Genomic DNA, 25,822 nt, shown 5'->3' on the forward strand with positions numbered 1-25,822 from the left:
CGAAGCTTTCTGTATCCAAAAAATTTCTATTTTCTGGATCTGTATGGCAGTACCGCCCCGCCGTAGCCTGAATCCATCGTTCAGCGACCGGGAGTTGTCCAATGCGCCTTGCCCTGTTTTCTCCTCTGTCTCTGGTTTTCTCGCGCTGGAGAACCGCGCGACTCGTTTCGGGCCCATGCCCGCACGCCGGCACTCGCGACACCCGACACATCCATCGTCCCGGGCCCTGGATACGCTGGCGCACCCGCCAGCAGTTAGCACAATTGGATGCACGCCAACTTGCGGACATCGGACTCACGCCTGCCCAGGCGCGACGAGAGATCCAACAACCGTTCTGGCGATAACACCCATTCGAAGAAGACATCCATCAAATTCGAGGAAGAGAACATGACACCAACGTTGCAAACTCAGGCGCTGGTCGAGAGTCGCCGACAATATCGCTACATCCTGATGGATGTCTTCACAGACACACCCTTCGCTGGTAACCCTCTAGCGGTGTTTCCCGATGCACAGTCGCTGGACGGTGAAGCCATGGCTCGGATCGCCAGAGAATTGAATCTCTCGGAAACCGTGTTCATTACCGATCCACTGCGGTGTGGTCGAATGAGCATTAAAATCTTCACGCCGGGTGGGGAGATCCCCTTTGCGGGTCATCCCACCGTGGGTACGGCTTGGTTGATGCGAGCACTTGGCTTGCACGATGGCCGCTCACCGTTGGTTATCGAAGAGAGCGTCGGTGATATCCCAATTCACTTCGAGGGCTCTCGAGCACGCCTCACCACGGCTCGACCCCTTCAAATTAGCGAGTGCTCACTGACAATAGCTCAAGCGGCAGAAGTGCTGGGCCTGTCAATGAGCACGATCATCACGCAGCCGATCATCGCTTCCTGTGGTGTTCCCTATCACCTGATAGAGATATCGGATCTCAATAACCTAGGCAAGGTACAGCTCGATATCGCTGCGTTGCAGAGGATCCTTCCTGATCCCGACAACCGCGATCTCTATCTCTACGTCCGCTTGCCCGACTACCAATTACGCACTCGTATGTTTGCACCAGCGGTGGGGATTCCCGAAGATCCGGCAACGGGCAGTGCTGCTGCGCCGCTCATCGGCTATCTTTCAGGCCAGGAATCCTTCCAGGGAATGCGGACCTGGAAGGTAATCCAAGGCATCGAAATGGATCGGCCGAGCCATATTCACGGACAGGTCGAAATTGATGGCCGAGATATCATAGCGATCCATATCTCTGGTGATGCCGTCATCATCGGGGAAGGAAACCTCTATCTCTGATCGACACGGAACTCAGTTCATTACCGCTATACTGGCTCCTCGAACAGCGTTGCTCGAGGAGCCGAAATGACGGAGTCGAATGAGGGTCGTGAAACCGTACATCACGGCGAGTACAAGGTGCCGGGCGGGAAACTGCTGGTGGCAGATGTCATGGTCCGCGACGGGCGACTGGCGTCGGTACAGCTGTCCGGGGATTTTTTCCTCGAGCCCGACGACGCGCTGGAAGCGATAGACCGCGCCCTCGAGGGCGCCCCGGTCGATGCCGATGCCGGCACCCTGATCGCGAGAATCCAGCCAGCGCTTCCGCCGCAGACCGAGATGATAGGGCTTTCCGTACCTGCCATCGCTACCGTGATCCGACGAGCGCTGGCGAAGACGTCCGATTGGCGCGACCATCGCTTCGATCTGATTCACCGAGCCCCGGAATCGCCGCTTCTGCACATGGCACTGGATGAAGTTCTGACCCGCGAAGTGGCGGCGGGACGACGCGGCCCGATGCTGCGAGTCTGGGAGTGGGATCGCGCCGCCATCATTATCGGCGTGTTCCAGTCGCTGGCCAACGAAGTCGATAGCGATGCGGCAGCTGCGGAAGGCATCGAAGTAGTCAGGCGTATCAGCGGCGGCGGTGCCATGTTCGTCGAGCCGGGCAATACGATCACCTGGTCGCTGATCGTGCCGGAAACCCTGGTCCAGGGGCTCACCTTCGTCGAAAGCTACGCCTTCCTCGACGACTGGGTGATTCAAGCGCTGGGCGACATGGGTATCAAGGCGTGGTACGTGCCGATCAACGACATCACGTCCCCCGGTGGCAAGATCGCCGGTGCTGCCCAGAAGCGCATCAATGGCGCGGTACTCCACCACGTCACCATGGCCTACGACATCGACGCCGACAAACTCACCCGCGTACTCCGAATCGGCCGCGAGAAGCTCTCCGACAAGGGCACCACCAGTGCCGGAAAGCGTGTCGACCCGCTCAGGCACCAGACCGGGCTCGAGCGCGAGACGATCATCCAGCGCATGATCGACTCGTTCGCCGCGCGCTTTACCCTGATACCGTCGTCACTCACCCAAGGCGAGCTGGAACAGGCAAATGCCCTGGCCAACGACAAATTCTCCAGCGAGGCCTGGTTGCGACGCGTACCCTGACACAACGCGGTCGGTTTCGCTCACGGTTGCTATGCTGAATCGGGCCAGCCGATATGCACCACGCAGGTGCAAATAATCGAATAACCTTGGTTATGGTTGCGCCCCATTGTCGATAATATCATCTTATAATAATGACGCTTTTTGCGACCTTCCGTCCCTTCGGCACGCTTACTGCATGGATTGACTCGAGCGATGGCAAGGAGAAGGCTATGTGGTCGTTACTACGACCCATTCGTGCGTTGCTGGGGAGCGTGGCGCTACTACTGCTCGGCAACGGTCTGATCAATACCCTGTTGACACTGCGTGGCGCCGACGAAGGCTTTTCGACCAGCCTGATCGGCATCATCATGTCCGGTTACTTCATCGGCTTCATTGGCGGTACCTGGATCAGCGGCCGGCTGATCAAACGCATGGGCCACATCCGCACCTTCGCATTCTGTGCCGGACTCTGTGCCTCGGCTGCGCTGCTCCACCTGATATTCATCGACCCATGGGTGTGGCTGGGCCTCCGCGTGATCTACGGCCTCTCCTTCATCACCCTGATGACGGTGATCGAAAGCTGGCTGAATAGCCAGGCAGCCAGCCACCAGCGAGGGCGAGTGTTTGCCATCTACATGGTGGTCAATCTGGGCGCGTTGGCGATCGCCCAGCAGATCCTGCGCCTGGATAGCCCCGACGGCTTTCTGCTGTTCGCCCTGGCGTCGATCCTGATCAGTTGGGCGTTGTTGCCGATCACGATCACCAAACGCAGCCAACCCGTCATTCCCGCTCGTCCCAAGAGCAGCCTCAAGGCGCTGCTGGGGTTCGCCCCGCTGGCCGTTGCCGCCTCGGCAATGTCCGGTCTTGCCATGGGCGCGTTCTGGACTTTGACCCCGGTCTACGTGCGCAGTGTCGGCTTCGATGTCGCCGGGGTCGGCGTGGTGATGAGTTGTGCCATCGTCGGCGGCGCCCTGCTACAGATACCGATCGGCCGCTTCTCCGATACCCACGACCGCCCTCGTGTCATGACTTACGTGGTGATCCTGGCCGCGATCGCTGCTGCCGCCATGCCGTTCGCGCCCAGCCAGATGACGCTGCTCGGGCTATATTTCCTGTGGGGCGGGCTGTCGTTCTCGATCTACCCGATTGCCGTGGCTCAGTTGATCGACCAGTTGCATCCCGACGAAATCGTGGCCGGCTCAGCTGATATGCTGGTCGTCCAAGGCGCCGGCAGTGCCGTCGCGCCGATCCTGGCCGGGGTGATCATGCACAACGTCGGCGACCAGGGGCTGCCGCTCTACATTACCGTGGTGCTGGCTCTGCTCGCGGGCTATGCCATCTATCGCCGACGTCATGTCTCGGTTCTGGTCAGCGGCGACACGGCCCATTTCGAACCCATGACACCCACCAGTAGCCAAGCCTTGGAGATGATGTACGACGACGTGCAGAAGGATCTGTTCGCCGACCCCAGTTTCTACGAAGAGCACGAACGCCAGCGAATCGTCGAGATGGCCGGCAAGGCCTGACCCGAATCTGGGCCAACGTCATTCGACGAACGCGCGAACCACTCGCGCAGGGAAAATCGCCCCGGTCCTCAAAGGCCGGGCAGGAGGAAAACATGCTACTTGCAACCGATCTTGACGGCACCTTTCTCGGCGGCGAGTCCGAAGCCCGCCTGAGCCTCTACCAAACTATTGCCGCACACCCGGACATCAAGCTGGCCTACATCAGCGGCCGCAGCCTGGAAGCGATCCTGCCGCTGCTGTCCGACCCAACGCTGCCTCAGCCGGACTACATCGTCGCCGACGTGGGCGCCAGCCTCTATCTGGGCGACAGCCTGCAGCCGATCCAGCCGCTGCAGAACGAGATCGATTCCCGCTGGCCCGGTGAATCCCGGATTGCCAGCGCCATGCAACGCTTCCCAGACGTGGTGCGCCAGGACGAGCCGCAGCTGCGGCGCTGTTCCTACTACTGCCCGCCCGAGCGGGCCACGGACGAGGCCCTGGTCGCCCTCGCCCGGGAGCTGGACTGCGAGATGCTCTATTCGGCCGAGCGCTATCTCGATTTCCTGCCAAAAGGCGTCAACAAGGGCAGCAGCCTGCGGAAATTGATCGAATGGCTCGGAATCGATGAAGGAGAAGTGCTGGTGGCCGGCGATACCATGAACGATCTCGCCATGCTCACCGCCGGTTTCAAATCCGTCTGCGTCGGCGGTTCCGAACCCAAGCTGCTCGAACAGACCCAGAACCAGACACGAGTGATGCACGCCGAAAAGCCCGGCTGTGCCGGTATCATCGAAGCGTTTGCCCACTTCGGCTTTCTCGGCGCCCGTGGCGTGGCGGCGGAGAACCGCCGCGACGAAACCCAGACCGGCAAGGCCGAGCTGGTCATGGTCTACCACCGCCTGCCTTACGAGGAGTATCGGGTCGACGGCAAGATCCAGCGCCGTCGCCCCACTTCTCCCAACGGCATCATTCCCACGCTGCTGAGCTTCTTCGCCGACCAGCGCGGTTCGTGGATCGCATGGTCGATCTACGAGGAGGGTGAAGAAGAGGAAAAATTCGTCACTCACACCAGCGTCGATGCCAAGCAGTACCCACTGCTGACGGCTGCCCGCGTTCCGCTGACCAAGGTTCAGGTCGACACCTTCTACAAACGCTTCTCCAAGGAGGCCTTCTGGCCGACCTTGCATACCTTCTGGGAGCGTGCGCATTTCCGCGAGGACGACTGGGAAGTCTACTGCGAGGTCAACCGCGCCTTCGCCGAACGCACCGCCGAGGAGGCCGCCGAGGGCGCGCTGATCTGGATTCACGATTACAACCTGTGGATGGTACCGGCCTATCTTCGCGAGATGCGTCCCGATCTGCGTATCGCCTTCTTCCATCACACCTATTTTCCTTCGGCGGACGTGTTCAACGTGCTGCCATGGCGCCGCGAGATCATCGGCAGCCTGCTGCAGTGCGACTATGTCGCCTTCCACATTCCGCGCCAAGTCGAGAACTTCGTCGACGTGGCCCGCGGTGTCGTCCCGCTGACTACGCTGTCCCGCCAGAGCTGCGCACCGCGATTCCTGACCTACGGCTGCGCGGTCGGGCTCGAGACCATGACCACGGCGGTCGATACCGGGTCACGCGTGGTGCGGCTCGGCGCACACCCGGTGGGGCTAGATCTCAATCGGATAAGGAACGCGCTCGACCAGGAGGGAGCCAGTTCGCGCATGGCCGAACTGCGACAAGAATTCGAAGGCGTCAAATTGATCCTGTCGGTCGAACGGCTCGATTACACCAAGGGCATTCTCGAGAAGCTCCAGGCCTACGAACTCCTGCTCGACGAGAATCCCGAGCTGCGCGGCAAGGTCACCCTGGTCAGCATCTGCGTACCCGCCGCACGCGAGATGACCATCTACAACGAGTTGCAGACCCAGATCGAGCAGACCATCGGCCATATCAACGGCCGCTTTGCCGACGTCGGATGGACACCGGTCCAATTCTACTTCCGCGGGTTCCCGTTCGAAGAGGTCGTCGCCTGGTACGCCATGGCCGATGTGATGTGGATAACACCACTGCGTGATGGCCTCAATCTGGTCGCCAAGGAGTTCGCCGCTACCCAAGGCATGACCCAGGGGTGCGGCGTACTGGTGCTGTCGGAGTTCGCAGGCGCAGCGGCGGAGTTGAAGGGCGCGGTCCTGACCAACCCGCACGATCTTCACGATCTGGCCCGAACCTGCTATCTGGGGCTCAATCTCCCTCGCGCGGAGGCGGAGGCACGCCTTCGCCAGTTAAACGATATCGTCAGCTACAACGATATCCGACGCTGGGGCGACGAATTCATCGCCGCCATTCAGGGTCAGGAACCCGAAGGCACCGAAAGCCCGGCCAACCCAACCACCGATCTGGTCTGACGAGCTCAGAGAGCAACAGAATGACGGCGCCGCTTGGCGCCGTCACGCTTCGCCGGTCCACCACTCGCCCTGATGCCTCGCGCCGTCAGCCAGCACCGAGGCCAGCGTGGTGAAGGCGTGATTGAGCTCCCGATCGAGCTGCCAAGGTGAATTGAGCAACAGCAAGCCACTGCCGTACATGCCGCGATCGGCGATCGGCTCCCGGACCTGCAATTCGCTGCGCCACAGCTTGGGAATGCCGGCCTGCCTCAGCGTGTCCAGCAACAGTCGATGGCGTCCGGCCGGCAGCAGCGGATACCAGATCAACACCACTGCATGCCGCACCTTCCGCACGACTTGAATCAGCGTCTCGGCGACCTCCTGGTATTCATCTTTTTTCTCGTAGCTGGGATCGATCAGCACGCACAAGCGCGGCGTGGAGACCGGCACCAGCTTTACCAACCCCTTGAGTCCGTCCGCGTGTCGGCGCTGCACGCCGGCGTGGGGCGATACCGTCTGATCCGACAAGTGCCGGTGCTCGCCCGGGTGCAGCTCGAACAGCGTCAGCCGGTCCTGAGACCGCAGCGTCGAGCCCAGCCACCAGGGAGAACCGGGGTAGCGACTCAGCTCGGACCCGGACTGCAGTGTCGCCAATGAGGCCAGCCACTCCCCGATGGGCGACTCGACGCCAAAACTGCGACGCCTCTGCCACAGTCGCTCGATACCGTCATGAAACTCGCCAAGCTTCTGCGTCTCCGCCGCAGCCAACGGATAAAGACCTCGGCCGGCATGGGTATCGACGAAGCTGATGGCGGAGGATTTGCGCATCATGACCGAGACAAGTTGCCTCAAGCCGAGATGCTTGTGAACATCGGCAAAATTGCCGGCGTGATAAGCGTGCTGGTAGGCAAGCATGCGCGTCTGTCCATCAAAAAGGGCGTGGCTCTTGGCCACGCCCGGATTCGAGATCGATACGCCGGTCGCCTCGGGACGGCTCGTCGTCTCAGGACTGCTGAGTCGGCGTCAGGGTAATTTCGACGCGACGATTCTGAGCGCGTCCCGCATCGGTCTCGTTGCTGGCAACCGGGCGCGTTTCGCCGAAGCCGACCGCATTGATCCGGCCGGCTTCGACACCACCCTGCTCGAGGTAGGTCGCCACCGACTGCGCGCGCTGCTCGGAAAGCTTCTGATTGTAGCTGTCCGATCCGGTGCTGTCGGTATAGCCGGCCACGTTGATGCGGGTTTCCGGATAGGAGCGCAGCACCGCGTTGACGTCGTTGAGGGCCTGACGCGCCGGCGTCTGCAGATCGCTGGAATCGAAATCGAACGTCACGCTGCTCGGCATGTTGAGGATAAGATTGTTGCCGTTGCGCTCAACGCCGATGCCCGTGCCATCCAGACGATTACGCAGCTCCTTCTCCTGAGAATCCATGTAGGCGCCGACGCCACCGCCGATCGCCGCACCCGCTGCCGCACCGATCAATGCACGGTCCCGCGTGCTGCTGCCGCCATCGCCAGTCAGCGCGCCGACGACGGCACCCGCTACCGCACCAATGCCGGCGCCGCCCCAGGTGTTCGTGTTACCGCTACCTTGCTGCTGATTGTCAGCACCGTTGGAGGCACAGCCTGCCACTCCGACCGCCACGGCAACCGGAATGGACAGCCAGAACGTCTTTTTCATCATCTTCATGCTTGGAGAGCTCCTTGCTTGCCGATCATCACGCCTCGCCTTGTCGCGAGGTGGGTGACGATGAATCCATCACTGCCCGGCTTTCGCCATCGGAGAGAACTACGCCTCCTCATCGAACAACGCGAGCAGATCGTTCAAGAATAACAGGCCTTGCGGGGTCGCTTGCAGACGTGACGGCGAAGTCGTCAGCAGACCTTGCCGTCGCGCCGCTTCCAGGCGAGGCGTTAGCTCAGACAGCGGTTGCCCGGTATGGTTTTCCCAATCCTCGACATCGACGCCGTCAGTCAGGCGCAAGGCGTTCATCAGGAACTCCAGGGGCAGCGCCCGTCTCTCCACTGTCTGTCCCCCAGCCACGAATCCCCGCGGATCGTTCATCCGACGCAGATAGGCTTCCGGTTGCCGAGTCTTCCAGCGACGCTCGATGCGCCACCGCCCCGCCGGGTCGATCGAGGACAGTTTGCCGTGGGCTCCGGCGCCGATACCCAGATAGTCGCCGAAGCGCCAGTAGTTGAGATTGTGATGCGCCTGCCGCCCGGGCCGGGCGTAGGCAGAAATCTCGTAGCGCGAGAAGTCGGCCGACTCGAGCAGATCATGCCCCGCATCCTGAATATCCCAGAGCCGCTCCTCGTCGGGCAGCGGCGGCGGGTGGGAGAAAAACTCGGTGTTGGGCTCCAGCGTCAGTTGATACCACGACAGGTGCGTCGGCTCCAACGCCAACGCCTGCTCGATATCTCCCAGCGCGGCCGCCAGCGTCTGTCCGGGCAGCCCGTGCATCAGATCGAGATTGACGTTGTCGAAGCCGGCCTCCCGGGCGCTGCGCACCGCGCGCTTTGCTTCCCCGCCGCTGTGGATACGTCCCAGAGCCTCGAGTTGACCAGCGGCAAAACTCTGTACACCGATGGAGAGGCGATTGATCCCCGATCGCCGATACCCCTCGAAGCGCGTTTGCTCCACCGTCCCCGGATTGGCCTCCAGCGTAATCTCGATATCCCGAGCAAAGATGAGACGCTGGCGCAGACCGTCGAGCAGCCGCTGATAGGCCGAGGCGGAGAGTAGACTCGGCGTCCCGCCACCGATGAAGATACTGACGATCTCGCGACCCTGGACCGCATGATGATCCTGATCGAGATCCGCCAGCAGCGCGTCGATGTAGCGGGTTTCCGGTAGTTCGGTATCGCGCCCCACGCCGTGCGAGTTGAAGTCGCAGTAGGGGCATTTGCGCACGCACCAAGGCACGTGGATATAGAGCGCCAGCGGTGGTAAATCCATCATTCCCGGTACTTTTCCGATGCCTTGAGCTGCGCTATCAGCGCCTGTAGCGCGCGTCCCCGGTGGCTTAACCGGTTCTTCTCCTCGGCGCTGAGTTCGGCAACGCTCATGCCGCACTCGGGCACCCAGAACAGCGGGTCGTAGCCGAACCCCCCTTCCCCCCGCGGGTAAGCCAGAATGTCGCCTCTCCAGTCGCACTGGACGATCACTGGAACTGGGTCGTCCGCGTGGCGCAGATAGACCAGCACGCACCAGTAGCGCGCCGTCCTTTCCCCCTCGGGGATTTCCTTGAGCGCCTCCAGCAGCTTGGCGTTGTTGGCGCTGTCCCGGGACTCGCCACTTTTGGCGTCCCCGGCGTAGCGGGCCGAGTAGATGCCTGGCGCGCCGGCGAGGGCATCGACCGCCAGACCGGAGTCGTCGGCCAGTGCCGGCAGACCACTGGCACGCGCGGCGGCGCGCGCCTTGAGGATGGCATTTTCGACGAACGTCAACCCGGTCTCCTCGACCTCGTTGACGTCGAAATCCGACTGCGGCTGGACCTGCAGCCCCAAGGGACCGAGGAGCTGCTGAAATTCCGCCAGCTTTCCGGGGTTGCCACTGGCGACGACCAGATTCTCTATGGACGAGTTCATGGACGAGATTCCTGACAAAAACGTTCATTCTACGGGGCGTGGCATTCGAGGCATAGGAGACCCTGAGCTGGGGTGCCATCACTCACTCACCATATCGGGGATGAGAAACCTCAGAAATTTTCCTGCCGAGACTTTCGAGTCCTCGCAAGCATGAGCGTGTTTTTTCTAGAAAAGGAAACATTGTTTTCTAAAAAACCAAGGGGATATATTAAATAAACAACTGATTTCAATAGATTAATTAGAGAAATTAAGAATCACTTAATTGTCTCCACCATGTCACTTTTTGAAAACCTCAAGACCCTATATTTACAACGCATGGGTTTTATTAACACTATTGAGCTCCAACAATCACGGACCGGCAGCAGGTTGCTCAGCTAGGGATCAAAACGAAAAAGCGTAAAACACTAATTAAAATCCTTCGAAGGGATCAGACCATGAACACTGAACACACCGACATCGTTCTTGTTACGGATTGTAACTCTCAATCCGTACTATTTCTGGATTACATACACCAGAAAACGGGTTGCCGGGTCTCGGCACTCAGCCCGCAGGACCGTTTCCCGGTACCCGAAGGCAGTAGGGTACTCGTGCTACTGGATGGAGATCACGTTCAGGAAAAAGACCTACTGACCTGGAACACCAGAGCCGAGGAGAACGATGCCATCATCCTGTCGGCTTTCAACGTCCGCGATAACAAGCAGGTCATGGAACTGCTGATCGGCATACACCTTCGCGGCGTGTTCTATCGGCAGGATAGCCTCGAACTCATCTGCAAGGGGATCATCAAGCTCCTTGGCGGGGAGCTCTGGATTTCCCGGCCGCTCTCGGCGATGTTGATCGACTTCTATCGTCGCCAACAGGTCAATACCTATCGGCCCGTATGCGGTCTGACACGGAGAGAACTGGAGATCGTCACGCTGCTGGTATCCGGTGCGAGCAATACGGAGATCGCGGAGAAGCTATTCGTGAGCGAACACACGGTGAAGTCGCACCTCTACAACCTGTTCCGCAAGATCAACGTCCACAACCGCATCCAGGCGACCAACTGGGCACGGCAGAACCTGGGAACGATCCCGGTCATGGCCTCGCGCTATGCCAACGGGCGTCGCTGAATCCATCGAGCGGCCCCTTTCCATTCACCGGGAAGCCAATGGGACATGGCTTCCCGGCGGCACCCCTCAGCTTAGTCGCATCCTCTCCTGAATCAGAGAAGCGAGCGTCAGATTGGCATCCGGCGCGGTGGTGTCGAGATGCACCAGATGGGTCGTCTCGTCACTGGCGAACGGCTCGAAACGCTCCAGTTGCCGCTCCAGAATCGACAGGCTTCTCTCCGAGGGTTCTCCGCTTCGCCTGGCTCGCTTGACGATACGAGCCCGTAACGTCGCCCGATCCGCTTCGAAACTGACGATCAGCACGGGAAGCCCCCGCTTCTCGGCCTCGAAACGTAGCCGCTTGCGCTGTTCCAGCAGCAGGCAGGTGGCATCGATACACGCCGGCAAACCCGCTTCGAGTACGGTGCCCGTCAGCTCGGCCAGGCGTCGATAGGTCTGGTCGGTCGCTTTCTCGCTGTAGACGGCTTCCGCGTCGTCGGGAGCCGCGGTGAAATCGAATAGCCGCTTGCGTTCGACATCGGACCGTATCCGCACGCCGCCCAGCCGCCCCACTATCTCCTCGGTGAACCGGCTCTTTCCACTGCCGGAGACGCCAACCGCCAGGATCAGGTAAGGAAAGCGGAATTCGCTGTACTCCTCGGCCATCGTCAGATAGCGGCGGAAGACGTCGATCGGCTCGCCGCCGGGCAGGTCATCCATCACTCCGGCATCGTGATCCCGTACCAGTTCGATCCGTGCCCGCAACAAGGCTCGATAGCGCTTGTAGAAATTGAGCAATCGTACCGCTTGATAGTCCCCGGACAACTCGAGGTACCGATTGAGGGCATAGTGGGCGAATTCCCGCTCGCCACGGGCCTCCAGATCCATGATCAGGAAGGCGAGTTCGCAGGCCACGTCGCACCAACGCAGACGATCATTGAACTCGATGCCGTTGAACAGGATCGCCTTGCCCTCGAACCGCACCGCATTGCCGAGATGGATGTCGCCATGGCTCTCGCGGATGAAGCCTTCTCTCCAGCGTGATTCCAGGATGGGTTCCAGACGCGCGAAGCTCTCGAGCGTCAACGTCTTCACGCTGGATAGCTGCTCGAGATCCTGGGGCGATTCCAGTAGCGGCTCGATCACATCGAATTCGCCGACCAGCATCTCGTGAATGCTCTGCGGCGATCCCAGGGGATTGTCCCCCGAGGCGCTGGAAGCGGATTCGTGAAGCGCCACCAACTGGTCGATGAGGTCGTCGATCAACTCCGCCGAGAGTTCTCCACTGGCCTGCAGCGAACTCAACAGATGGCGGCTGCTGAACTGGCGCATCTTGACCGCGTATTCGATCGGTGAACTGTCGTCGTTGACTCTAGGCGCCTCCTCGGTTCCCGAGATGGCCACGCAGCCGATGTAGAGCGACGGTGCCACGCGACGATTCAGCGCGACCTCCTGTTCGCAGAGACGACGCCGCTTCTCCAGCGTCGAAAAATCGAGAAAGCTGCCATAATCCAGCGACTTCTTGATCTTGTAAGCGTAATCACCGGTCGATACCACCCAGGAGATGGGGGTTTCGAACACTTCGACAGCGCCAATCGGGTGATCGAAACAATCACTCTCCTTGAGCGCCTGTATCAGCGTTCGGCTCATGCGTCGTCTCCCTGTCAGTGGCGTTCGCGACTCATTGTTGACGCATGGCGGCGAAGGCACGCTCGCTGGCCATCAAGGTCGTCTGAATATGGTCATGGGTATGCGCGCTCGACATGAATCCGGCCTCGAATGCCGATGGCGCCAGGTAGACGCCGGACTCGAGCATGTGCGAGAAGAAATCGCGAAACGCCTGTGCATCGCACGCCATGGTCTGCCCGAAGTTATCGACCCGTTGTTGTGCCGTGAAGAACAGGCCGAACATGCCCCCGGCGCGCTGCGTCATCAGTGCGATACCAGCCTCGTGAGCACGTGTCTCGAGTCCGTCGCAGAGCGTTTCGACCCGGGTGGAGAGAGCCTCGTGAAAACCGGGCTGGCACACCTTCTCGAGCAACGTGATGCCGGCCGCCATCGCCAGCGGATTCCCCGATAGCGTGCCGGCCTGATAAACGGGCCCCAGCGGCGAGATCTGCTCCATGATGTCGCGCTTGCCGCCGAAGGCGCCCACCGGCATGCCGCCGCCGACGATCTTGCCCAGGCAGGTCAGGTCCGGGATGACGCCGTAATGCGCCTGCGCCCCGCCCAAGGCCACGCGGAAACCGGTCATGACCTCGTCGAAGATCAGCACGCTGCCGTGGCTGTCGCACACTTCACGCAACGCTTCCAGGAAGCCGGGCTGCGGCGGTATGCAGTTCATGTTGCCGGCCACCGGCTCGACGATGATGCAGGCGATCTGTTCACCCATGGCCTCGAAACATTCGTGTACGGCTTCGATGTCATTGTAAGAGAGCGTTATGGTGTGCTCGGCCAATGACGCCGGCACGCCGGGCGAACTGGGCTCGCCATGGGTCAATGCACCGGAGCCGGCTTTCACCAGCAGCGAGTCCGAGTGACCGTGGTAGTTGCCCTCGAATTTGACGATCTTGTCCCGTCCGGTATACCCCCGCGCCAGCCGGATCGCCGACATTGTTGCCTCGGTACCGGAATTGACCATTCGCACCATGTCGATGGAAGGAATGATCTCGCAGATCAGGTCGGCCATGGTGGTCTCGATCGCCGTCGGCGTTCCGAACGAGAGACCGCTGTCGAGCCGTTCGCGCACCGCACCGAGCACGTCCGGGTCGGCGTGGCCGGTGATCATCGGCCCCCAGGATCCGACGTAATCGATGTAGCGCTTGCCCTCGACGTCGAACAGGTAGGCACCCTCAGCACGCTCGATGAAGACCGGCGGTTGGGACATGCCCTTGAAGGCCCGTACCGGAGAGTTGACGCCGCCCGGGATATGCCGGCAGGCGCGTTCATAGAGTTCGGCGGATGTGGTCATGGTGTTCTCTCCAGCAAATTTCTACTGACATCGATCGATGTCGGATTCCGTCGATGACGTCCCGGTAAGGCCGGCATTGAGCTCGCGCATCGCTCGGGCGACATCCGGCATGCCGAAAATGGCATGAACCACAGCCAGCATCTCGGCGCCCGCCCGCCGTGCCTCGATGGCGGTGCGGGCATCGATGCCGCCAATGGCGACCCGTGGCAAACCCAGATGTGCCACCTCCTCGAGTATCGATAGCGATGCCGGCGCGGCTTCCGGCTTGGTGCGCGAGGCAAAGAAGCGCCCGAACGCCAGATAGCTGGCGCCAGCCTCGGCCGCCTGGCGCGCCAGGATCGGTGAATCATGGCAGGTGGCACCGATGATAGCCCGGTCGCCCAGGCGTCGTCTGGCGGTCGACAGCGAGACATCCTCCTGACCAACATGCAGCCCGACGACCTCCCCCCAGCGCTGCTGCAGTCGCAGCGCCAGTTCCAGGTCGTCGTTGACGATCAGCGGTACCGCGTGGCGCTCGCAGAGCGCAGCCAGCGCATCGCTCTGACGCCAGCGGCGGTCCTCATCCGCGGACTTGTCGCGATACTGCAACAGCGCGATACCCGCTTCCAGTGCCGATTCGCAGGCGACCAGCAGGCGACGATCGTCCGGCAACAGCCGGCTGTCGGTAATCGCATAGAGTCCATTCAGGGTCGATGCAGGCGGGCGTGTCGACATCATCACTCCAGCGTGGCATCGAAGTCCGGCGCGCGCCAGACCCGGTCCGGTAGATACTGGCCCTGGCCCAGCGCCAGGCCGTTGTCCAGCGTATCCCAGGTGAATCGCTGCGCTTGCGCGCAGGCCGCCGCGAGTCCCTCACCGGCGGCCAGCCGGGTCGCCAATGCCGACGCCAGCGTGCATCCGGACCCGTGATAGTCGGCCGGCAGACGTGGCCACTGCCACTGCCGGTTGAGTTCCGGCGTGTGCAGGGTGTGAACCACATGAGCCTGTGCCGATTCCGCGTCCAGCGGATCGGTACCGGTCACCAGCACCGCGGCGCAGCCCAGCGACATCACCTCGACCACCCGAGCCACTTCGTCGGCGTCGTCGATGGTGGAAAGCAGCGCCAGTTCGCGCCGGTTGGGCGTCAGGATATCCACAAGGGGAAGCAGCCGCTGGCGAATCGGCGCGATCAGACCGGGTGTGGATAATTCGGAACCGCGACCGCTGCGGATGACCGGATCGACGATCAGCGGCGTGCCGGGGCTCATTCGGGCGACGTCGATCACCGCCTCCAGCACATCGAGGTCGGGGATCAGCCCCACCTTGATCGCCGCGATACGAAAATCGTCGAACAGGACGCGGGCCGCGCGACGGATGAAATCGCCGCTGCACGACTCGACGCTGATCACGTCGCGAGTCGACTGGACGGTCATGGCAGTGGGCACGGTCACCGGCCAGCCACCACAACCGCGCACGGCCTCGGCGTCCGCGACCAGCCCCGCACCGCCGCTAGGATCGTGTCCCGCCAGAACCATCACCACGGGCTTATCTTCGTAGCGAATCATGACGTCCCCCCCGGGACGCTCGTCACCGCCAGGGATCGTGTGGCGAGATGGTCAATCGTCTCTCGCATGGGAGCTCTCCTCATCGATCGCTTCGGTGTGTCCTGAACTTCGACACCGGACGCATTCATCCTATCAACGTTTACGTCGATAATAGTTCTCGATCGCCTCGCGAGTGATGATACCGGAAATCCTGCGAATCATCGGCGCCGTGGTGTGCTCGACATAGAGCGCGTCGACGCCGGATTCGTTGAGCGTATCGTAGGCCTCGGAGAGCGTCGCCTCCAGATGCACCGGCGCCAGGTCTAGACGCTGCCCCGGCACCTCCTCGAGATCGATCCGCTCATGCTCCGCGAGCCACGCTTCATTGTGCAGCACTCGCGCCAGATGGGCAGCCTTCATCGCCAGTGGGGGCTTGTCCTTGCCCTCCTGGATGATCACCAGCCAGGTCGGCTTGGAATCAAGCAGCGCCTTGGCCCGGTCATGATCGATGACGCGTGGCGTGCGAACCAGATTGCGCTCCATCACCGCCGGCACGGCGACCCGCGACAGTGCCTGCATCAAAGGCTGCTGCAACGGATGGAGCCCTTGCCGGGTCAGGCTGGAAAGGAAGAATCCCTGACAGCGGCAGAGCTGGCGTGCGGTGAGAACGGCGACCACCACTGCCAGCATGCCCGGCAACATGATCGCCGAGTTCCGGGTCAGTTCCAGCAGTGCCAACAGCGCCGCCAACGGTGCCTGCAGCGCCGCCGCCATCATCGCCGCCATGCCGAGTACCGCGTAGAGGGCCGGGGTGGTAACCACGCTCGGCAGCAGCGCGCCACCGACCATACCCATTACCGCACCCACGGCGGCACCGGAGACCAGCATCGGCCCGATCACGCCCACCGGCACCCCGCCCGCCATGCAGACGCCGGTCAAGGCCAGCTTGATCACCGCCAGCACCAGCAGCACGTCCAGCGCCATCGGCCCGTTGAGCATCCGCTCGAGACTGTCGTAGCCGATCCCCTGCACCTGCGGGTACCACCACGCCACGGCACCGGTGAGCAGACCGATGATCGCCAGACGCAGGGCGAACGGTACGCGAGCGAGCGACGGATGCCCCTGGGCCAGACGCACGAAACCACCGGCCAGCACGCCGACGACCAGCGCGGTCAGCACGATCCAGGGCAGATCCAGCAACGAATTGAGCTGCAGCGGCGGCACGCTGAATGCCGGCTCCGACCCGTAGACCGCCCACGAGACCAGCGCACCCATGGTGGCAGCGAGTATCACCGGCATGAAACCGGCAATGGTGTACTCCATCATCACCACTTCCATGGCGAAGATGACACCGGCGATCGGCGTGTTGAACGACGCGGAAATGCCCGCTGCGGTCCCGCAGGCCACCAGCACGCGCAGGCTGTTGTGCGGCAGACGCAGGCGCGAACCGATCCAGCTCGAGGCGGCGGAGCCGAGATGGATCGCCGGTCCCTCTCGTCCGGCCGACAACCCGCCGATAACCGATATCACCCCCACCCACCATTGATTGATCCAGTTGCGCAGCGGCATCTTGCCCTGATGATAGGCGAGACGCTCGATGACGTGGCCGATCCCCATCTTCAGGGCGCGGTTGGGCTGCGGCCACAGCCAGAGCCCGATCAGGGTGACGGCAATCAACGGCAAGGCCGCACGGAAAGCCGGTGACAGGGTCTCGAAGGCTTCCGGATCGTCGCCGGGAATGAAGAACAGCGCGCCAAACTCCAGCAGCAGCCGGAAGGCGACCATCACGGAGCCCGTCAGAATGCCGGCGAATATCCCCAGAAGACAGAGTTGAGGCATGGCGTCGACGCTAGCCAACTGACGTCGAAAACGTTCGAGGCTGGGACGTCGTGGAACGAACCGCGGCACGCGTGACAAACTCTCCTCCTTGCCCGATCTCGATCGCTCGTCTTTCGTGCGCGATACCTGTTCAGGTGGGCGGCCACACCGTGCGAGCGGTTACGGGAGTGACATCATACACCGATCCTCGCATCCCGGAGGTAGATGTCCCCGACACTAAAGTTGACCCTTTTACTTGGTATTAACGATAATGGAGATCTGATGGCGGCTTTGCCGCCCTACGTCATTCGACAGTCCGGTCAAGGCCGGCACGAACGGGAGCGTGACGATGAGTACAGTGGAGTCTTTCGCTCCAACCCCGATGTTCTTCACCGATGCCGCCGCCAGGCGGGTCAGGGCACTGGTCGCCGAGGAGAACAATCCCGAGCTGAAGCTACGGGTCTATGTCACGGGCGGTGGCTGCTCGGGGTTTCAATATGGATTCGATCTCGGCGACAAGACCGCCGAGGACGACACCGTGATCGACAACGGCGACGTCAGTCTGGTGGTGGATCCACTCTCCTACCAGTATCTGGTTGGCTCGACGGTGGATTTCGAGGAAGGCCTCGCCGGGGCCCGTTTCATCATCAAGAACCCCAACGCCCAGTCAACCTGCGGCTGCGGTGCCTCGTTCTCGGTCTAGGTCTAGGTCTAGGTCTAGGTCTAGGAGGCCGGGCGGCGAGTCAGGTCTTGAATCGAAAATTGGCCGAGCGACGAGCAGACAAGGCAAAAATTGAGTAAATAGCGAAGTTTACGAAGTGTAAATGAGCATTTTGACCGAGCTGGCGCTCCAGTCGAATTTTAACCCAGTATGGTCGAGCATAGGCATTTTCGAACAAAACCTAGGTCGACTTGACGTTCAGTAACAACTTTCCTCAAGGTAGTCGTTGATTGTCCCGATCAAACAATGACTTGAGGAACTTATGAAAAACAACATGACCCCGGGCCACTGGCTCGCCATCCCCGCCGTCGCACTCTCCCTGAGCATCTCCGGGCAGGCCTCGGCCCAGGACGCCACGCTCAAGGCCGTCACCGATCCTAGCTTCGTGCCGTTCGAGATGATGGACCAGGAAAGCGGCGAGATGGTCGGTTTCGACATGGACATCCTTCACGAAGTTGCCGATCGCGCAGGCTTTGACATCGATCTCAATACCATGGATTTCAACGGTATCATCCCAGCCGTTCAGACCGGCAACGTGGATCTGGCCATTGCCGGCATCACCATCACCGACGAGCGCCAGCAGATCGTCGATTTCAGCGATCCCTACTACGACTCCGGCTTGCGCATTCTGGTTGCCGATGGCAGCGACGTCGACTCACTGGATGATCTGGAAGGCAAGCGAATCGCTACCAAGATCGGCTCCACCAGCTACGATTACCTGCAGGAGAAGTTGGGCGATAACGCCGAAATCACCCCCTATCCGGGCAGCTCGGACATGTACATGGCCCTGATGGGCGGCAGCGCCGATGCGGTCTTCTATGACGCGCCCAATGTGGGCTATTTCGCCCAGACCAAGGGCCAGGGCAAGGTCAAGACCGTCGGCCCGCTGTATGAAGGCCAGCAGTACGGCATCGCCTTCGCCAAGGGGAGCGACTGGGTCGAACCGACCAACCAGGCTCTCGAGGCCATGCACGAGGATGGCACCTACGACGAGATCCACAAGAAATGGTTCGGCGAGGCGCCGGAATCCGAGTGATCGGCCCCGCCTGACCGGGGGCCGCGCCATGGCGCGCCGGCCCCCGATTTTTTGTGGAAAACGCCACTACCTCAGCGGCCTGAGATATCTCGTCGTGATGCGATGAGAGATCTCTTCGTTGCCTACGGAGATCCCCGTGGAATTCAACTTCCAGTTCGACTGGCAGGCGGCCATCGATTCGCTGCCGTTTCTGCTCAAGGGTTTGCCCTACACCCTGCTCATCTCCTTCGCCGGCCTCGCCATCGGCTTCGTCATCGGCATCGTCTTCGGATTGATGCGAATCGGCCCTTCCCGCTGGATACGCTGGCCCGCCGTGGTCTACGTGGAGGTGTTTCGCGGTACCCCGGTGCTGGTCCAGGTACTGTTCATCTTTTATGGCCTGCCGACACTGCTCGGCGGTCCCATCGACGCGCTAACCGCCGGGATCGCGGCTATCGCCCTCAATGCCGGCGCCTATATCTCCGAGATCGTGCGTGGCGGCGTGCAATCGATCGAGCGGGGCCAGCGCGAGGCCGGGTTGTCGCTGGGACTCTCTCCGCCCCAGACCTTCCGCTACGTGATCTGGCCACAGGCGTTGCGCCGGATGATTCCCGCACTCGGTAACCAGGGTATCGTCAGCATCAAGGACACCTCGCTGTTCTCGGTCATCGGCGTCGGCGAGCTGGTCCGCCAGGGCCAGGTCTATATCGCCAACACCTTCACCGCGCTGGAGGTCTATTTCATGATCGCCCTGCTCTACCTGGCGATCACCCTGAGCCTGTCGCTGGCTCTGAGTCTGCTCGAACGCAAGGGGTTGGTGGGATGAACGATAGCGTAAACCGACAAGAGGCCACCCAAGCGTCCGGGACCTCGCCGATCGTGCGACTCGCCGGGGTCAACAAGCACTTCGGTCGCCTGCACGTCATGCAGGACATCGATCTCAGCGTGGCCCAGGGCGAGGTCGTGGTGATTATCGGCGCCAGTGGCTCAGGAAAGTCGACACTGATCCGCTGCGTCAATGGCCTCGAGCCATTCCAGTCCGGTCGCATCGAGGTCGACGGCAAGACCCTGCTGCCCAATGGGGCCAGCGGCAAATCGCTGCAGGCGGTGCGGACCGAGGTCGGCATGGTGTTCCAGCAGTTCAATCTGTTCCCGCATCTGTCGATCCGCGACAACGTCACCCTGGCGCCCCGCAAGGTCCGCGGCATGACCCGGCGGCAGGCCGATGCCACCGCCGACAGGCTGCTGGAGCGGGTCGGCATCTCGGATCAGGCCGACAAGCATCCGACCCAGCTCTCCGGTGGGCAGCAGCAGCGCGTGGCGCTGGCCCGGGCGCTGGCCATGGAACCGCGCCTGATGCTGTTCGACGAGCCTACCTCCGCGCTGGATCCGGAGATGATCGGCGAAGTCCTGGATGCCATGCGGGAACTGGTCAACGACGGCATGACCATGATGATCGTCACTCACGAGATGGGCTTTGCCCGCGAGGTGGCCGATCGCGTGGTCTTCGTCCACGGCGGCCAGATCGTCGAACAGGGCCCACCCGACCAGCTATTCGATCACCCCCGCCACGAGCGTACCCAGGCGTTCCTCTCCCGGGTGCTCAAGCACTAATTCGAACGTGGGTTAAAGCGTTCCAAAAAACGCGGGCACCGGTGCCATTCCCGGTGTCCGCCTGCCTCGACGGACACTTCGTTCCCTGACAGTACTCTCGGCTCTCCCCTGAACCACGCTTCTCCATTCCCGTCATTGCCTGTCTGCTTCATCGAACCTTGGTGCTTCCTGTCTTCGCTCGAGCGAAAAGCAGCCGAGCCATCGGCTCGCCTCGAGGTCGGAAAACCAGGTCGGACAGGGTCGATTTCGTCATTCACGATTACCCCAGACACTTTTTTCGCCTGTGGATAGTTTTTTTGCCTATCCGGCTGTAACCCTGATTCGTCCGGCACTGGTGGAGAATTCGCGGTTTGTTGACCACCGCGGTAACAGTTGGCGTATACGACGGTGGACAACCGGTGCTCGAACAGCGATGTGCACAAAGTGATCTTCTGTCCACAGGAACCAACGCCGTTGTCAGCAGCCTCCCCAAAGCTTTTCAAACAATCGGATAACAATGCAAGTAGCTGTAGGATATAGGGTAATTCGACTTATCCACTGAAAATGTCCACACCATTAGTTACTACCACAACAGAACTTCTTTATATATTTTTCTTTATTTAGTAATGACTCTGTTGGCTGATGGGCTGAAGCCAATCGGGTGTGGAAAACCCCTGACGGTTACCCACAGGAGGTTTATACTGGGCGGCTTTTCGAGATTCATTCACCACTGTCGGGTGCCTGTTCGAGCTACTCGTTTCCAGCACCTCGTGAGGTAAACCGTGGAGTATCCCGACCGTTTTCAGGTCATCGTGATCGGCGGTGGCCATGCCGGTACCGAAGCCGCGCTAGCAGCGGCACGTGGCGGTGCCCGCACCCTGCTACTGACGCACAACATCGAGACGCTGGGCCAGATGTCCTGCAATCCCGCCATCGGCGGGATCGGCAAGAGCCATCTGGTCAAGGAGATCGATGCCCTCGGCGGGGCCATGGCCCAGGCCACCGATCTGGCCGGCATCCAGTTCCGCGTGCTCAATTCGCGCAAGGGACCGGCGGTTCGTGCCACCCGAGCCCAGGCGGATCGCGTACGCTACAAGGCCGCCATTCGCGGGATGCTGGAAAATCAGCCCAATCTCACGCTGTTCCAGCAGGGCGTTGACGATCTGGTTGTGGAAAACGATACCGTCGTCGGCGTCACGACCCAGACCGGCATTCGCTTCATGGCGGATACCGTGGTGCTGTGTACCGGGACGTTCCTGGGTGGCGTGATCCATATCGGTCTGGACCATCATGCCGGAGGGCGCGCCGGCGACCCGCCGGCCAATGCACTGGCTCAGCGGCTGCGGGCGCTACCGTTCCGGGTTGATCGGCTGAAAACTGGAACGCCGCCGCGGATCGATGCCAAGAGCGTCGATTTTTCCCGGCTCGAGCGCCAGCCTGGCGATACGCCGTTACCGGTGATGTCCTATCTGGGTAGCCGCGAACAACATCCGCGTCAGGTCGATTGTCATATCGCCCATACCAACGAGCGCACTCACGAGATCATCTTTGCCAATCTCGATCGCTCGCCGATGTATTCCGGCGTGATCGAGGGCGTTGGCCCGCGCTACTGTCCGTCGATCGAAGACAAGGTCCATCGCTTTGCCGACAAGACCAGTCACCAAGTCTTCGTCGAGCCCGAAGGGCTGGACACCCACGAGCTCTATCCCAACGGGATTTCTACGTCACTGCCGTTCGATGTCCAGTTGCAGGTCGTGCGTTCGATCACCGGCCTGGAAAGCGCGCATATCACGCGGCCGGGTTACGCTATCGAGTACGACTTCTTCGATCCGCGCGATCTCAAGCATTCGCTGGAAACCAAATTTATCCACAACCTGTTCTTCGCCGGCCAGATCAACGGCACCACCGGTTACGAGGAAGCCGGCGCCCAAGGGCTGCTGGCAGGGCTCAATGCCGCACGCCGAGCGCAAGGCGAATCGGTCTGGTGGCCGCGACGCGACGAGGCCTACTTGGGCGTGCTGGTCGACGACCTGATCACCATGGGTACGCAAGAGCCCTACCGCATGTTCACTTCGCGCGCCGAATATCGGCTGCTGCTGCGCGAGGACAACGCCGACCTGCGTCTCACTGCCACCGGTCGCGAACTGGGGCTGATCGATGATCATCGCTGGTCGGCCTTCGAGACCAAGCGCGACAGGATCGAACGGGAGAGTGCACGCCTACGTTCGACCTGGGTCCAGCCGAAAACCGAGGCCGGTGATCGAGTGGCCGACAAGCTCGGCCAACCGTTGGCTCGGGAGTACAGCCTGATGGATCTGCTCAAGCGCCCCGAACTCGGCTACGCCGACGTCGCGTCGCTCAAGGGCGAGGCCGTCAGCGACGAACTGGTGGCCGAGCAAGTGCAGATCGAGGCCAAGTACGAGGGCTATATCGCGCGGCAACAGGACGAGATCGATCGCCTGCGCCGTCACGAAGCCACGCCGCTGCCGGAATCGCTGGATTATGCCAAGGTCGAGGGGCTCTCCAACGAGATCCGCCAGAAGCTCGAGCAGGCACAACCGCAAACCCTCGGCCAGGCCGGCCGGATATCCGGGGTCACCCCGGCGGCGGTGTCTATTCTGCTGATCCATCTCAAGAAGCGTCGGCTGATCGACGACAGCCGGGCATTGAGCGCATGACGCCAGCGTGTGAACGGCTGCTGGACGAGGGCCTGGGGGCTCTCGGGGTCGCTATCGATCGTGGACAGCGCGAGCGACTGTTGTCGCTGCTCGCGCTGTTGCACAAGTGGAATCGCGCCTATAACCTCACCGCAGTACGCTCGCCCGAGGCGATGGTCGGCCGTCATCTGCTGGATAGCGCCAGTGTCGCTTTCGCCGTGGGGGGCACCAACTTGCTGGACGTCGGTTCGGGGCCGGGTTTTCCGGGGTTGGTGCTGGCGATTCTGGATCCCGGACTTCAGGTCACGCTACTGGACAGTAACGGCAAGAAAGTCCGTTTCCAGCGCCAGGCGGTAATGGAACTGGGGCTCGACAACGTTTGCTGCGAGCAGGTTCGAGTCGAATCTTTCGACGCCACGTTCGATCAGGTTATCTCGCGCGCTTTCGCGGCGCTGGGCGATTTCATCGGACTCACCGAACCGCTACTGGCCCGAGGTGGCGAATGGCTGGCGATGAAAGGGGGCCTCGAACCCCGGGAACTCGAATCGCTGCCGCCCCATGTCGTGGTGCGCGAGTGCCGCGCTCTGGCAGTGCCCGGAGTGGATGACGCCGAACGTCAGTTGCTCCGCCTCGGGCGGGACGAAGACTCGGGCCATCGGTAGTAGGCTCGTCATGAGCCGGACGTGATGAACAGTGGCGTCGTCGACGCCATGCCCGATCAGCGCTAGCGGATCGCTCGCGATCCACAGGATCAGTCTCGACGAAGGGAGTCGCCAGTGACCAGAATCATTGCATTGACCAACCAGAAGGGTGGCGTGGGCAAGACAACGACCGCGGTCAATCTGGCGGCTTGCCTGGCGGCACTGGATCGCCGAGTACTGCTGATCGATCTCGATCCGCAGGGTCACGCCACCATGGGCAGCGGTGTCGACAAACACGATCTCGACGGCAGCGTGCTCGACGTACTGCTCGGCGACAAGAGCGCCGCCGAGGTGATTGTCGACTGCGCCGTGGCCGGGTACGCGTTGCTGCCGGGCAATGGTGACCTGACCGCCGCCGAGGTCGATCTGCTCGATCGTGATGGCCGCGAACGGGTGCTCCAGGCCGCCATCGAGAGCGTCGCTGCCGATTACGACGTAGTGATGATCGATTGCCCCCCGTCCCTCAACATGCTGACGGTCAATGCGCTTACTGCTGCCCACGGCGTACTGATCCCCGTACAGTGCGAGTTCTATGCGCTCGAGGGCCTCTCGGCGCTGCTCGATACCGTCGAACAGATTCAGGAGAGCGTGAATCCCACGCTCGAGATATTCGGCATCGTGCGAACCATGTACGACCCGCGTAACAGCCTGACCCGCGACGTCAGCAAGCAGCTCGGCCAGTATTTCGGCGATTCTCTACTCAAGACCACCATTCCGCGTAACGTCCGGGTGGCGGAAGCGCCGAGTCACGGCGTACCCGTCACCAAATACGCGCGTCTCTCGCGTGGCAGCCAGGCGCACCGCGTTCTGGCCAAGGAACTGATTCGCCGGTTGGCGCTGTAATGACGATGACTGCTGCGAGGAATATCCCATGACGACGCGCAAACGCCCCCTGGGCCGCGGCCTCGATGCCTTGATCGGTTCCAGTGCCCGTCGCCGCGACAGTCTGTCGCCGGAAGCCGGTTCTGAAAAGCCCTCGCCAGCCCAGGCACCACCGGAATTCGATGCCGCCCAGGAGCGGCTCGAACGTCTGCCGCTGCGCCAGTTGACCCGCGGCAAGTATCAGCCGCGGCGCGATATTCAGCCCGAGGCCCTGGAGGAGTTGGCCGATTCGATCCGGGCCCAGGGCGTCATGCAGCCGATCGTGGTGCGACAAATTGGCGCAGAGCGTTACGAGATCATTGCCGGCGAACGTCGCTGGCGGGCTTCGCAACTGGCCGAGCTCGAGACCATTCCGGCAGTCATTCGAGAAGTCAGCGACGAGGTAGCGCTGGCCCTGGCATTGATCGAGAACATCCAGCGCGAGAACCTCAATCCGGTCGAGGAGTCGATGGCGCTCAAGCGTCTACTCGACGAGTTTGAACTGACCCAGCAGCAGGTTGCCGATGCGGTGGGGCGTTCACGTGCCCAGGTCGCCAACCTGCTGCGCCTGCTGGCGCTGGATCCTCAGGTACTAACCCTGCTGGAACGCGGTGATCTGGACATGGGGCATGCTCGCGCTCTGCTGAGTCTGCCGGCCGCCAAGCAGCGCCATGCGGCCCACGAAGTCGTGGCCCGCGAGCTGACCGTGCGCCAGACCGAAGCCCTGGTCAAACAGATTGCCAGCGGCCAAACGAAAGCCGATGCCAAGAAGCCACCGGCGGACGTTGGCCGGCTCGAGAATCGTCTGGCCGATCTGTTGGGCGCGCCGGTCAAGATTCACCACAACAGTTCCGGCAAGGGACGGGTCACCATCCGTTACACCAGCCTCGACGAGCTGGACGGCATACTGGGCCATATCCGCTGAAAGGTTGGTATTCGGTGGTGCGACGAGAGAAAAAAACATTTAGCGCGTTAACGGAATTTA

23 protein-coding genes are annotated in these 25,822 nt (G+C 61.5%); 14 read left to right on the forward strand and 9 right to left on the reverse strand.

The features are described 5' to 3' along the window. The first annotated feature begins 101 nt into the window (after positions 1-101). The 5 genes from F0A16_RS09220 to ggpS all read left to right on the forward strand — a co-directional run bounded on the left by F0A16_RS09220 (position 102) and on the right by ggpS (position 6,316). A complete protein-coding gene (locus F0A16_RS09220; protein ID WP_149435098.1) occupies positions 102-344 on the forward strand; it encodes a DUF1127 domain-containing protein in 243 nt (80 codons plus the stop codon). Positions 345-387: 43 nt separating this feature from the next. Further along, the gene (locus F0A16_RS09225; RefSeq protein WP_187775959.1) at positions 388-1,290 is read left to right on the forward strand and encodes a PhzF family phenazine biosynthesis protein; all 903 of its coding nucleotides are present in this window, start codon (positions 388-390) and stop codon (positions 1,288-1,290) included. Between the two features lie 66 nt (positions 1,291-1,356). Continuing rightward, entirely contained in the window at positions 1,357-2,436 is a 1,080-nt protein-coding gene (locus F0A16_RS09230; RefSeq protein ID WP_149435100.1) for a lipoate-protein ligase LplAB, read from the forward strand. Positions 2,437-2,645: 209 nt separating this feature from the next. Further along, positions 2,646-3,941 (forward strand): MFS transporter, encoded by a 1,296-nt coding sequence (locus F0A16_RS09235; protein WP_149435101.1) that lies wholly within the window; start codon positions 2,646-2,648, stop codon positions 3,939-3,941. A gap of 92 nt (positions 3,942-4,033) precedes the next feature. Continuing rightward, a complete protein-coding gene (ggpS, locus tag F0A16_RS09240) occupies positions 4,034-6,316 on the forward strand; it encodes a glucosylglycerol-phosphate synthase (protein WP_149435102.1) in 2,283 nt (760 codons plus the stop codon). 42 nt (positions 6,317-6,358) lie between these two features. Here the strand turns inward: ggpS and F0A16_RS09245 are convergent, their stop codons facing one another. From F0A16_RS09245 to rdgB, 4 genes are all read right to left on the reverse strand, one after another. After that, on the reverse strand, positions 6,359-7,210 hold the full coding sequence (locus F0A16_RS09245; protein ID WP_149435103.1) for a 23S rRNA (adenine(2030)-N(6))-methyltransferase RlmJ: 852 nt from the start codon (positions 7,208-7,210) through the stop codon (positions 6,359-6,361). An 88-nt stretch (positions 7,211-7,298) separates the two neighbouring features. After that, entirely contained in the window at positions 7,299-7,976 is a 678-nt protein-coding gene (locus tag F0A16_RS09250; RefSeq protein WP_149435311.1) for a YiaD family glycine zipper/OmpA-like lipoprotein, read from the reverse strand. 108 nt (positions 7,977-8,084) lie between these two features. Then, a complete protein-coding gene (hemW, locus tag F0A16_RS09255; protein ID WP_149435104.1) occupies positions 8,085-9,257 on the reverse strand; it encodes a radical SAM family heme chaperone HemW in 1,173 nt (390 codons plus the stop codon). After that, positions 9,254-9,886 (reverse strand): RdgB/HAM1 family non-canonical purine NTP pyrophosphatase, encoded by a 633-nt coding sequence (rdgB, locus tag F0A16_RS09260; protein WP_149435105.1) that lies wholly within the window; start codon positions 9,884-9,886, stop codon positions 9,254-9,256. Before rdgB ends, hemW begins: the two co-directional genes overlap by 4 nt. A gap of 434 nt (positions 9,887-10,320) precedes the next feature. Between rdgB and F0A16_RS09265 the strand changes: the two genes are divergently transcribed. Beyond that, positions 10,321-10,998 carry a LuxR C-terminal-related transcriptional regulator gene (locus F0A16_RS09265; RefSeq protein WP_149435106.1) on the forward strand — a complete coding sequence of 226 codons (678 nt, stop codon included), beginning with the start codon at positions 10,321-10,323 and terminating at the stop codon, positions 10,996-10,998. A gap of 66 nt (positions 10,999-11,064) precedes the next feature. Here F0A16_RS09265 and F0A16_RS09270 read toward each other — a convergent pair whose 3' ends face one another. The 5 genes from F0A16_RS09270 to F0A16_RS09290 all read right to left on the reverse strand — a co-directional run bounded on the left by F0A16_RS09270 (position 11,065) and on the right by F0A16_RS09290 (position 17,379). After that, positions 11,065-12,627, reverse strand: coding sequence for a bifunctional aminoglycoside phosphotransferase/ATP-binding protein (locus F0A16_RS09270; protein ID WP_149435107.1), 1,563 nt, complete (start codon positions 12,625-12,627; stop codon positions 11,065-11,067). A gap of 31 nt (positions 12,628-12,658) precedes the next feature. After that, on the reverse strand, positions 12,659-13,948 hold the full coding sequence (hemL, locus tag F0A16_RS09275; protein ID WP_149435108.1) for a glutamate-1-semialdehyde 2,1-aminomutase: 1,290 nt from the start codon (positions 13,946-13,948) through the stop codon (positions 12,659-12,661). A gap of 21 nt (positions 13,949-13,969) precedes the next feature. After that, on the reverse strand, positions 13,970-14,662 hold the full coding sequence (gene thiE / locus F0A16_RS09280; RefSeq protein ID WP_149435109.1) for a thiamine phosphate synthase: 693 nt from the start codon (positions 14,660-14,662) through the stop codon (positions 13,970-13,972). Between the two features lie 2 nt (positions 14,663-14,664). Then, positions 14,665-15,489 carry a bifunctional hydroxymethylpyrimidine kinase/phosphomethylpyrimidine kinase gene (gene thiD, locus F0A16_RS09285; protein ID WP_420853078.1) on the reverse strand — a complete coding sequence of 275 codons (825 nt, stop codon included), beginning with the start codon at positions 15,487-15,489 and terminating at the stop codon, positions 14,665-14,667. A 135-nt stretch (positions 15,490-15,624) separates the two neighbouring features. Beyond that, a complete protein-coding gene (locus F0A16_RS09290; protein ID WP_420853077.1) occupies positions 15,625-17,379 on the reverse strand; it encodes a chloride channel protein in 1,755 nt (584 codons plus the stop codon). Positions 17,380-17,638: 259 nt separating this feature from the next. Here F0A16_RS09290 and erpA point away from each other — a divergent pair, with 259 nt between their 5' ends. From erpA to F0A16_RS09330, 8 genes are all read left to right on the forward strand, one after another. Next, positions 17,639-17,992 (forward strand): iron-sulfur cluster insertion protein ErpA, encoded by a 354-nt coding sequence (gene erpA / locus F0A16_RS09295; RefSeq protein WP_149435111.1) that lies wholly within the window; start codon positions 17,639-17,641, stop codon positions 17,990-17,992. A 280-nt stretch (positions 17,993-18,272) separates the two neighbouring features. Beyond that, positions 18,273-19,046, forward strand: coding sequence for a transporter substrate-binding domain-containing protein (locus F0A16_RS09300; RefSeq protein ID WP_149435112.1), 774 nt, complete (start codon positions 18,273-18,275; stop codon positions 19,044-19,046). Positions 19,047-19,182: 136 nt separating this feature from the next. Continuing rightward, complete coding sequence (locus F0A16_RS09305) at positions 19,183-19,851, forward strand: amino acid ABC transporter permease (protein WP_110601654.1); 669 nt, start codon at positions 19,183-19,185, stop codon at positions 19,849-19,851. After that, a complete protein-coding gene (locus tag F0A16_RS09310; protein ID WP_149435113.1) occupies positions 19,848-20,639 on the forward strand; it encodes an amino acid ABC transporter ATP-binding protein in 792 nt (263 codons plus the stop codon). Before F0A16_RS09305 ends, F0A16_RS09310 begins: the two co-directional genes overlap by 4 nt. Before the next feature lie 761 nt (positions 20,640-21,400). Beyond that, positions 21,401-23,296, forward strand: coding sequence for a tRNA uridine-5-carboxymethylaminomethyl(34) synthesis enzyme MnmG (gene mnmG, locus F0A16_RS09315; RefSeq protein WP_149435114.1), 1,896 nt, complete (start codon positions 21,401-21,403; stop codon positions 23,294-23,296). Further along, entirely contained in the window at positions 23,293-23,937 is a 645-nt protein-coding gene (gene rsmG, locus F0A16_RS09320; protein ID WP_149435115.1) for a 16S rRNA (guanine(527)-N(7))-methyltransferase RsmG, read from the forward strand. The genes mnmG and rsmG overlap by 4 nt, the downstream gene beginning before the upstream one ends. A 114-nt stretch (positions 23,938-24,051) precedes the next feature. Further along, positions 24,052-24,819 (forward strand): ParA family protein, encoded by a 768-nt coding sequence (locus F0A16_RS09325; RefSeq protein WP_110654305.1) that lies wholly within the window; start codon positions 24,052-24,054, stop codon positions 24,817-24,819. A gap of 28 nt (positions 24,820-24,847) precedes the next feature. Continuing rightward, positions 24,848-25,762, forward strand: coding sequence for a ParB/RepB/Spo0J family partition protein (locus tag F0A16_RS09330; protein ID WP_149435116.1), 915 nt, complete (start codon positions 24,848-24,850; stop codon positions 25,760-25,762). The last annotated feature ends 60 nt before the right edge of the window (positions 25,763-25,822 follow it).

This window comes from Salinicola corii, from assembly GCF_008298015.1.
GTDB classification, from domain to species: domain Bacteria; phylum Pseudomonadota; class Gammaproteobacteria; order Pseudomonadales; family Halomonadaceae; genus Salinicola; species Salinicola corii.

Bases quoted from the DNA above. Each gene is read 5' to 3' on its own strand.
- F0A16_RS09220 (WP_149435098.1), top strand. From the start codon at position 102: ATGCGCCTTGCCCTGTTTTCTCCTCTGTCTCTGGTTTTCTCGCGCTGG.
- F0A16_RS09225 (WP_187775959.1), top strand. From the start codon at position 388: ATGACACCAACGTTGCAAACTCAGGCGCTGGTCGAGAGTCGCCGACAA.
- F0A16_RS09230 (WP_149435100.1), top strand. From the start codon at position 1,357: ATGACGGAGTCGAATGAGGGTCGTGAAACCGTACATCACGGCGAGTAC.
- F0A16_RS09235 (WP_149435101.1), top strand. From the start codon at position 2,646: ATGTGGTCGTTACTACGACCCATTCGTGCGTTGCTGGGGAGCGTGGCG.
- ggpS (WP_149435102.1), top strand. From the start codon at position 4,034: ATGCTACTTGCAACCGATCTTGACGGCACCTTTCTCGGCGGCGAGTCC.
- F0A16_RS09245 (WP_149435103.1), bottom strand. From the start codon at position 7,210: ATGCTTGCCTACCAGCACGCTTATCACGCCGGCAATTTTGCCGATGTT.
- F0A16_RS09250 (WP_149435311.1), bottom strand. From the start codon at position 7,976: ATGAAAAAGACGTTCTGGCTGTCCATTCCGGTTGCCGTGGCGGTCGGA.
- hemW (WP_149435104.1), bottom strand. From the start codon at position 9,257: ATGATGGATTTACCACCGCTGGCGCTCTATATCCACGTGCCTTGGTGC.
- rdgB (WP_149435105.1), bottom strand. From the start codon at position 9,886: ATGAACTCGTCCATAGAGAATCTGGTCGTCGCCAGTGGCAACCCCGGA.
- F0A16_RS09265 (WP_149435106.1), top strand. From the start codon at position 10,321: ATGAACACTGAACACACCGACATCGTTCTTGTTACGGATTGTAACTCT.
- F0A16_RS09270 (WP_149435107.1), bottom strand. From the start codon at position 12,627: ATGAGCCGAACGCTGATACAGGCGCTCAAGGAGAGTGATTGTTTCGAT.
- hemL (WP_149435108.1), bottom strand. From the start codon at position 13,948: ATGACCACATCCGCCGAACTCTATGAACGCGCCTGCCGGCATATCCCG.
- thiE (WP_149435109.1), bottom strand. From the start codon at position 14,662: ATGTCGACACGCCCGCCTGCATCGACCCTGAATGGACTCTATGCGATT.
- erpA (WP_149435111.1), top strand. From the start codon at position 17,639: ATGAGTACAGTGGAGTCTTTCGCTCCAACCCCGATGTTCTTCACCGAT.
- F0A16_RS09300 (WP_149435112.1), top strand. From the start codon at position 18,273: ATGAAAAACAACATGACCCCGGGCCACTGGCTCGCCATCCCCGCCGTC.
- F0A16_RS09310 (WP_149435113.1), top strand. From the start codon at position 19,848: ATGAACGATAGCGTAAACCGACAAGAGGCCACCCAAGCGTCCGGGACC.
- rsmG (WP_149435115.1), top strand. From the start codon at position 23,293: ATGACGCCAGCGTGTGAACGGCTGCTGGACGAGGGCCTGGGGGCTCTC.
- F0A16_RS09330 (WP_149435116.1), top strand. From the start codon at position 24,848: ATGACGACGCGCAAACGCCCCCTGGGCCGCGGCCTCGATGCCTTGATC.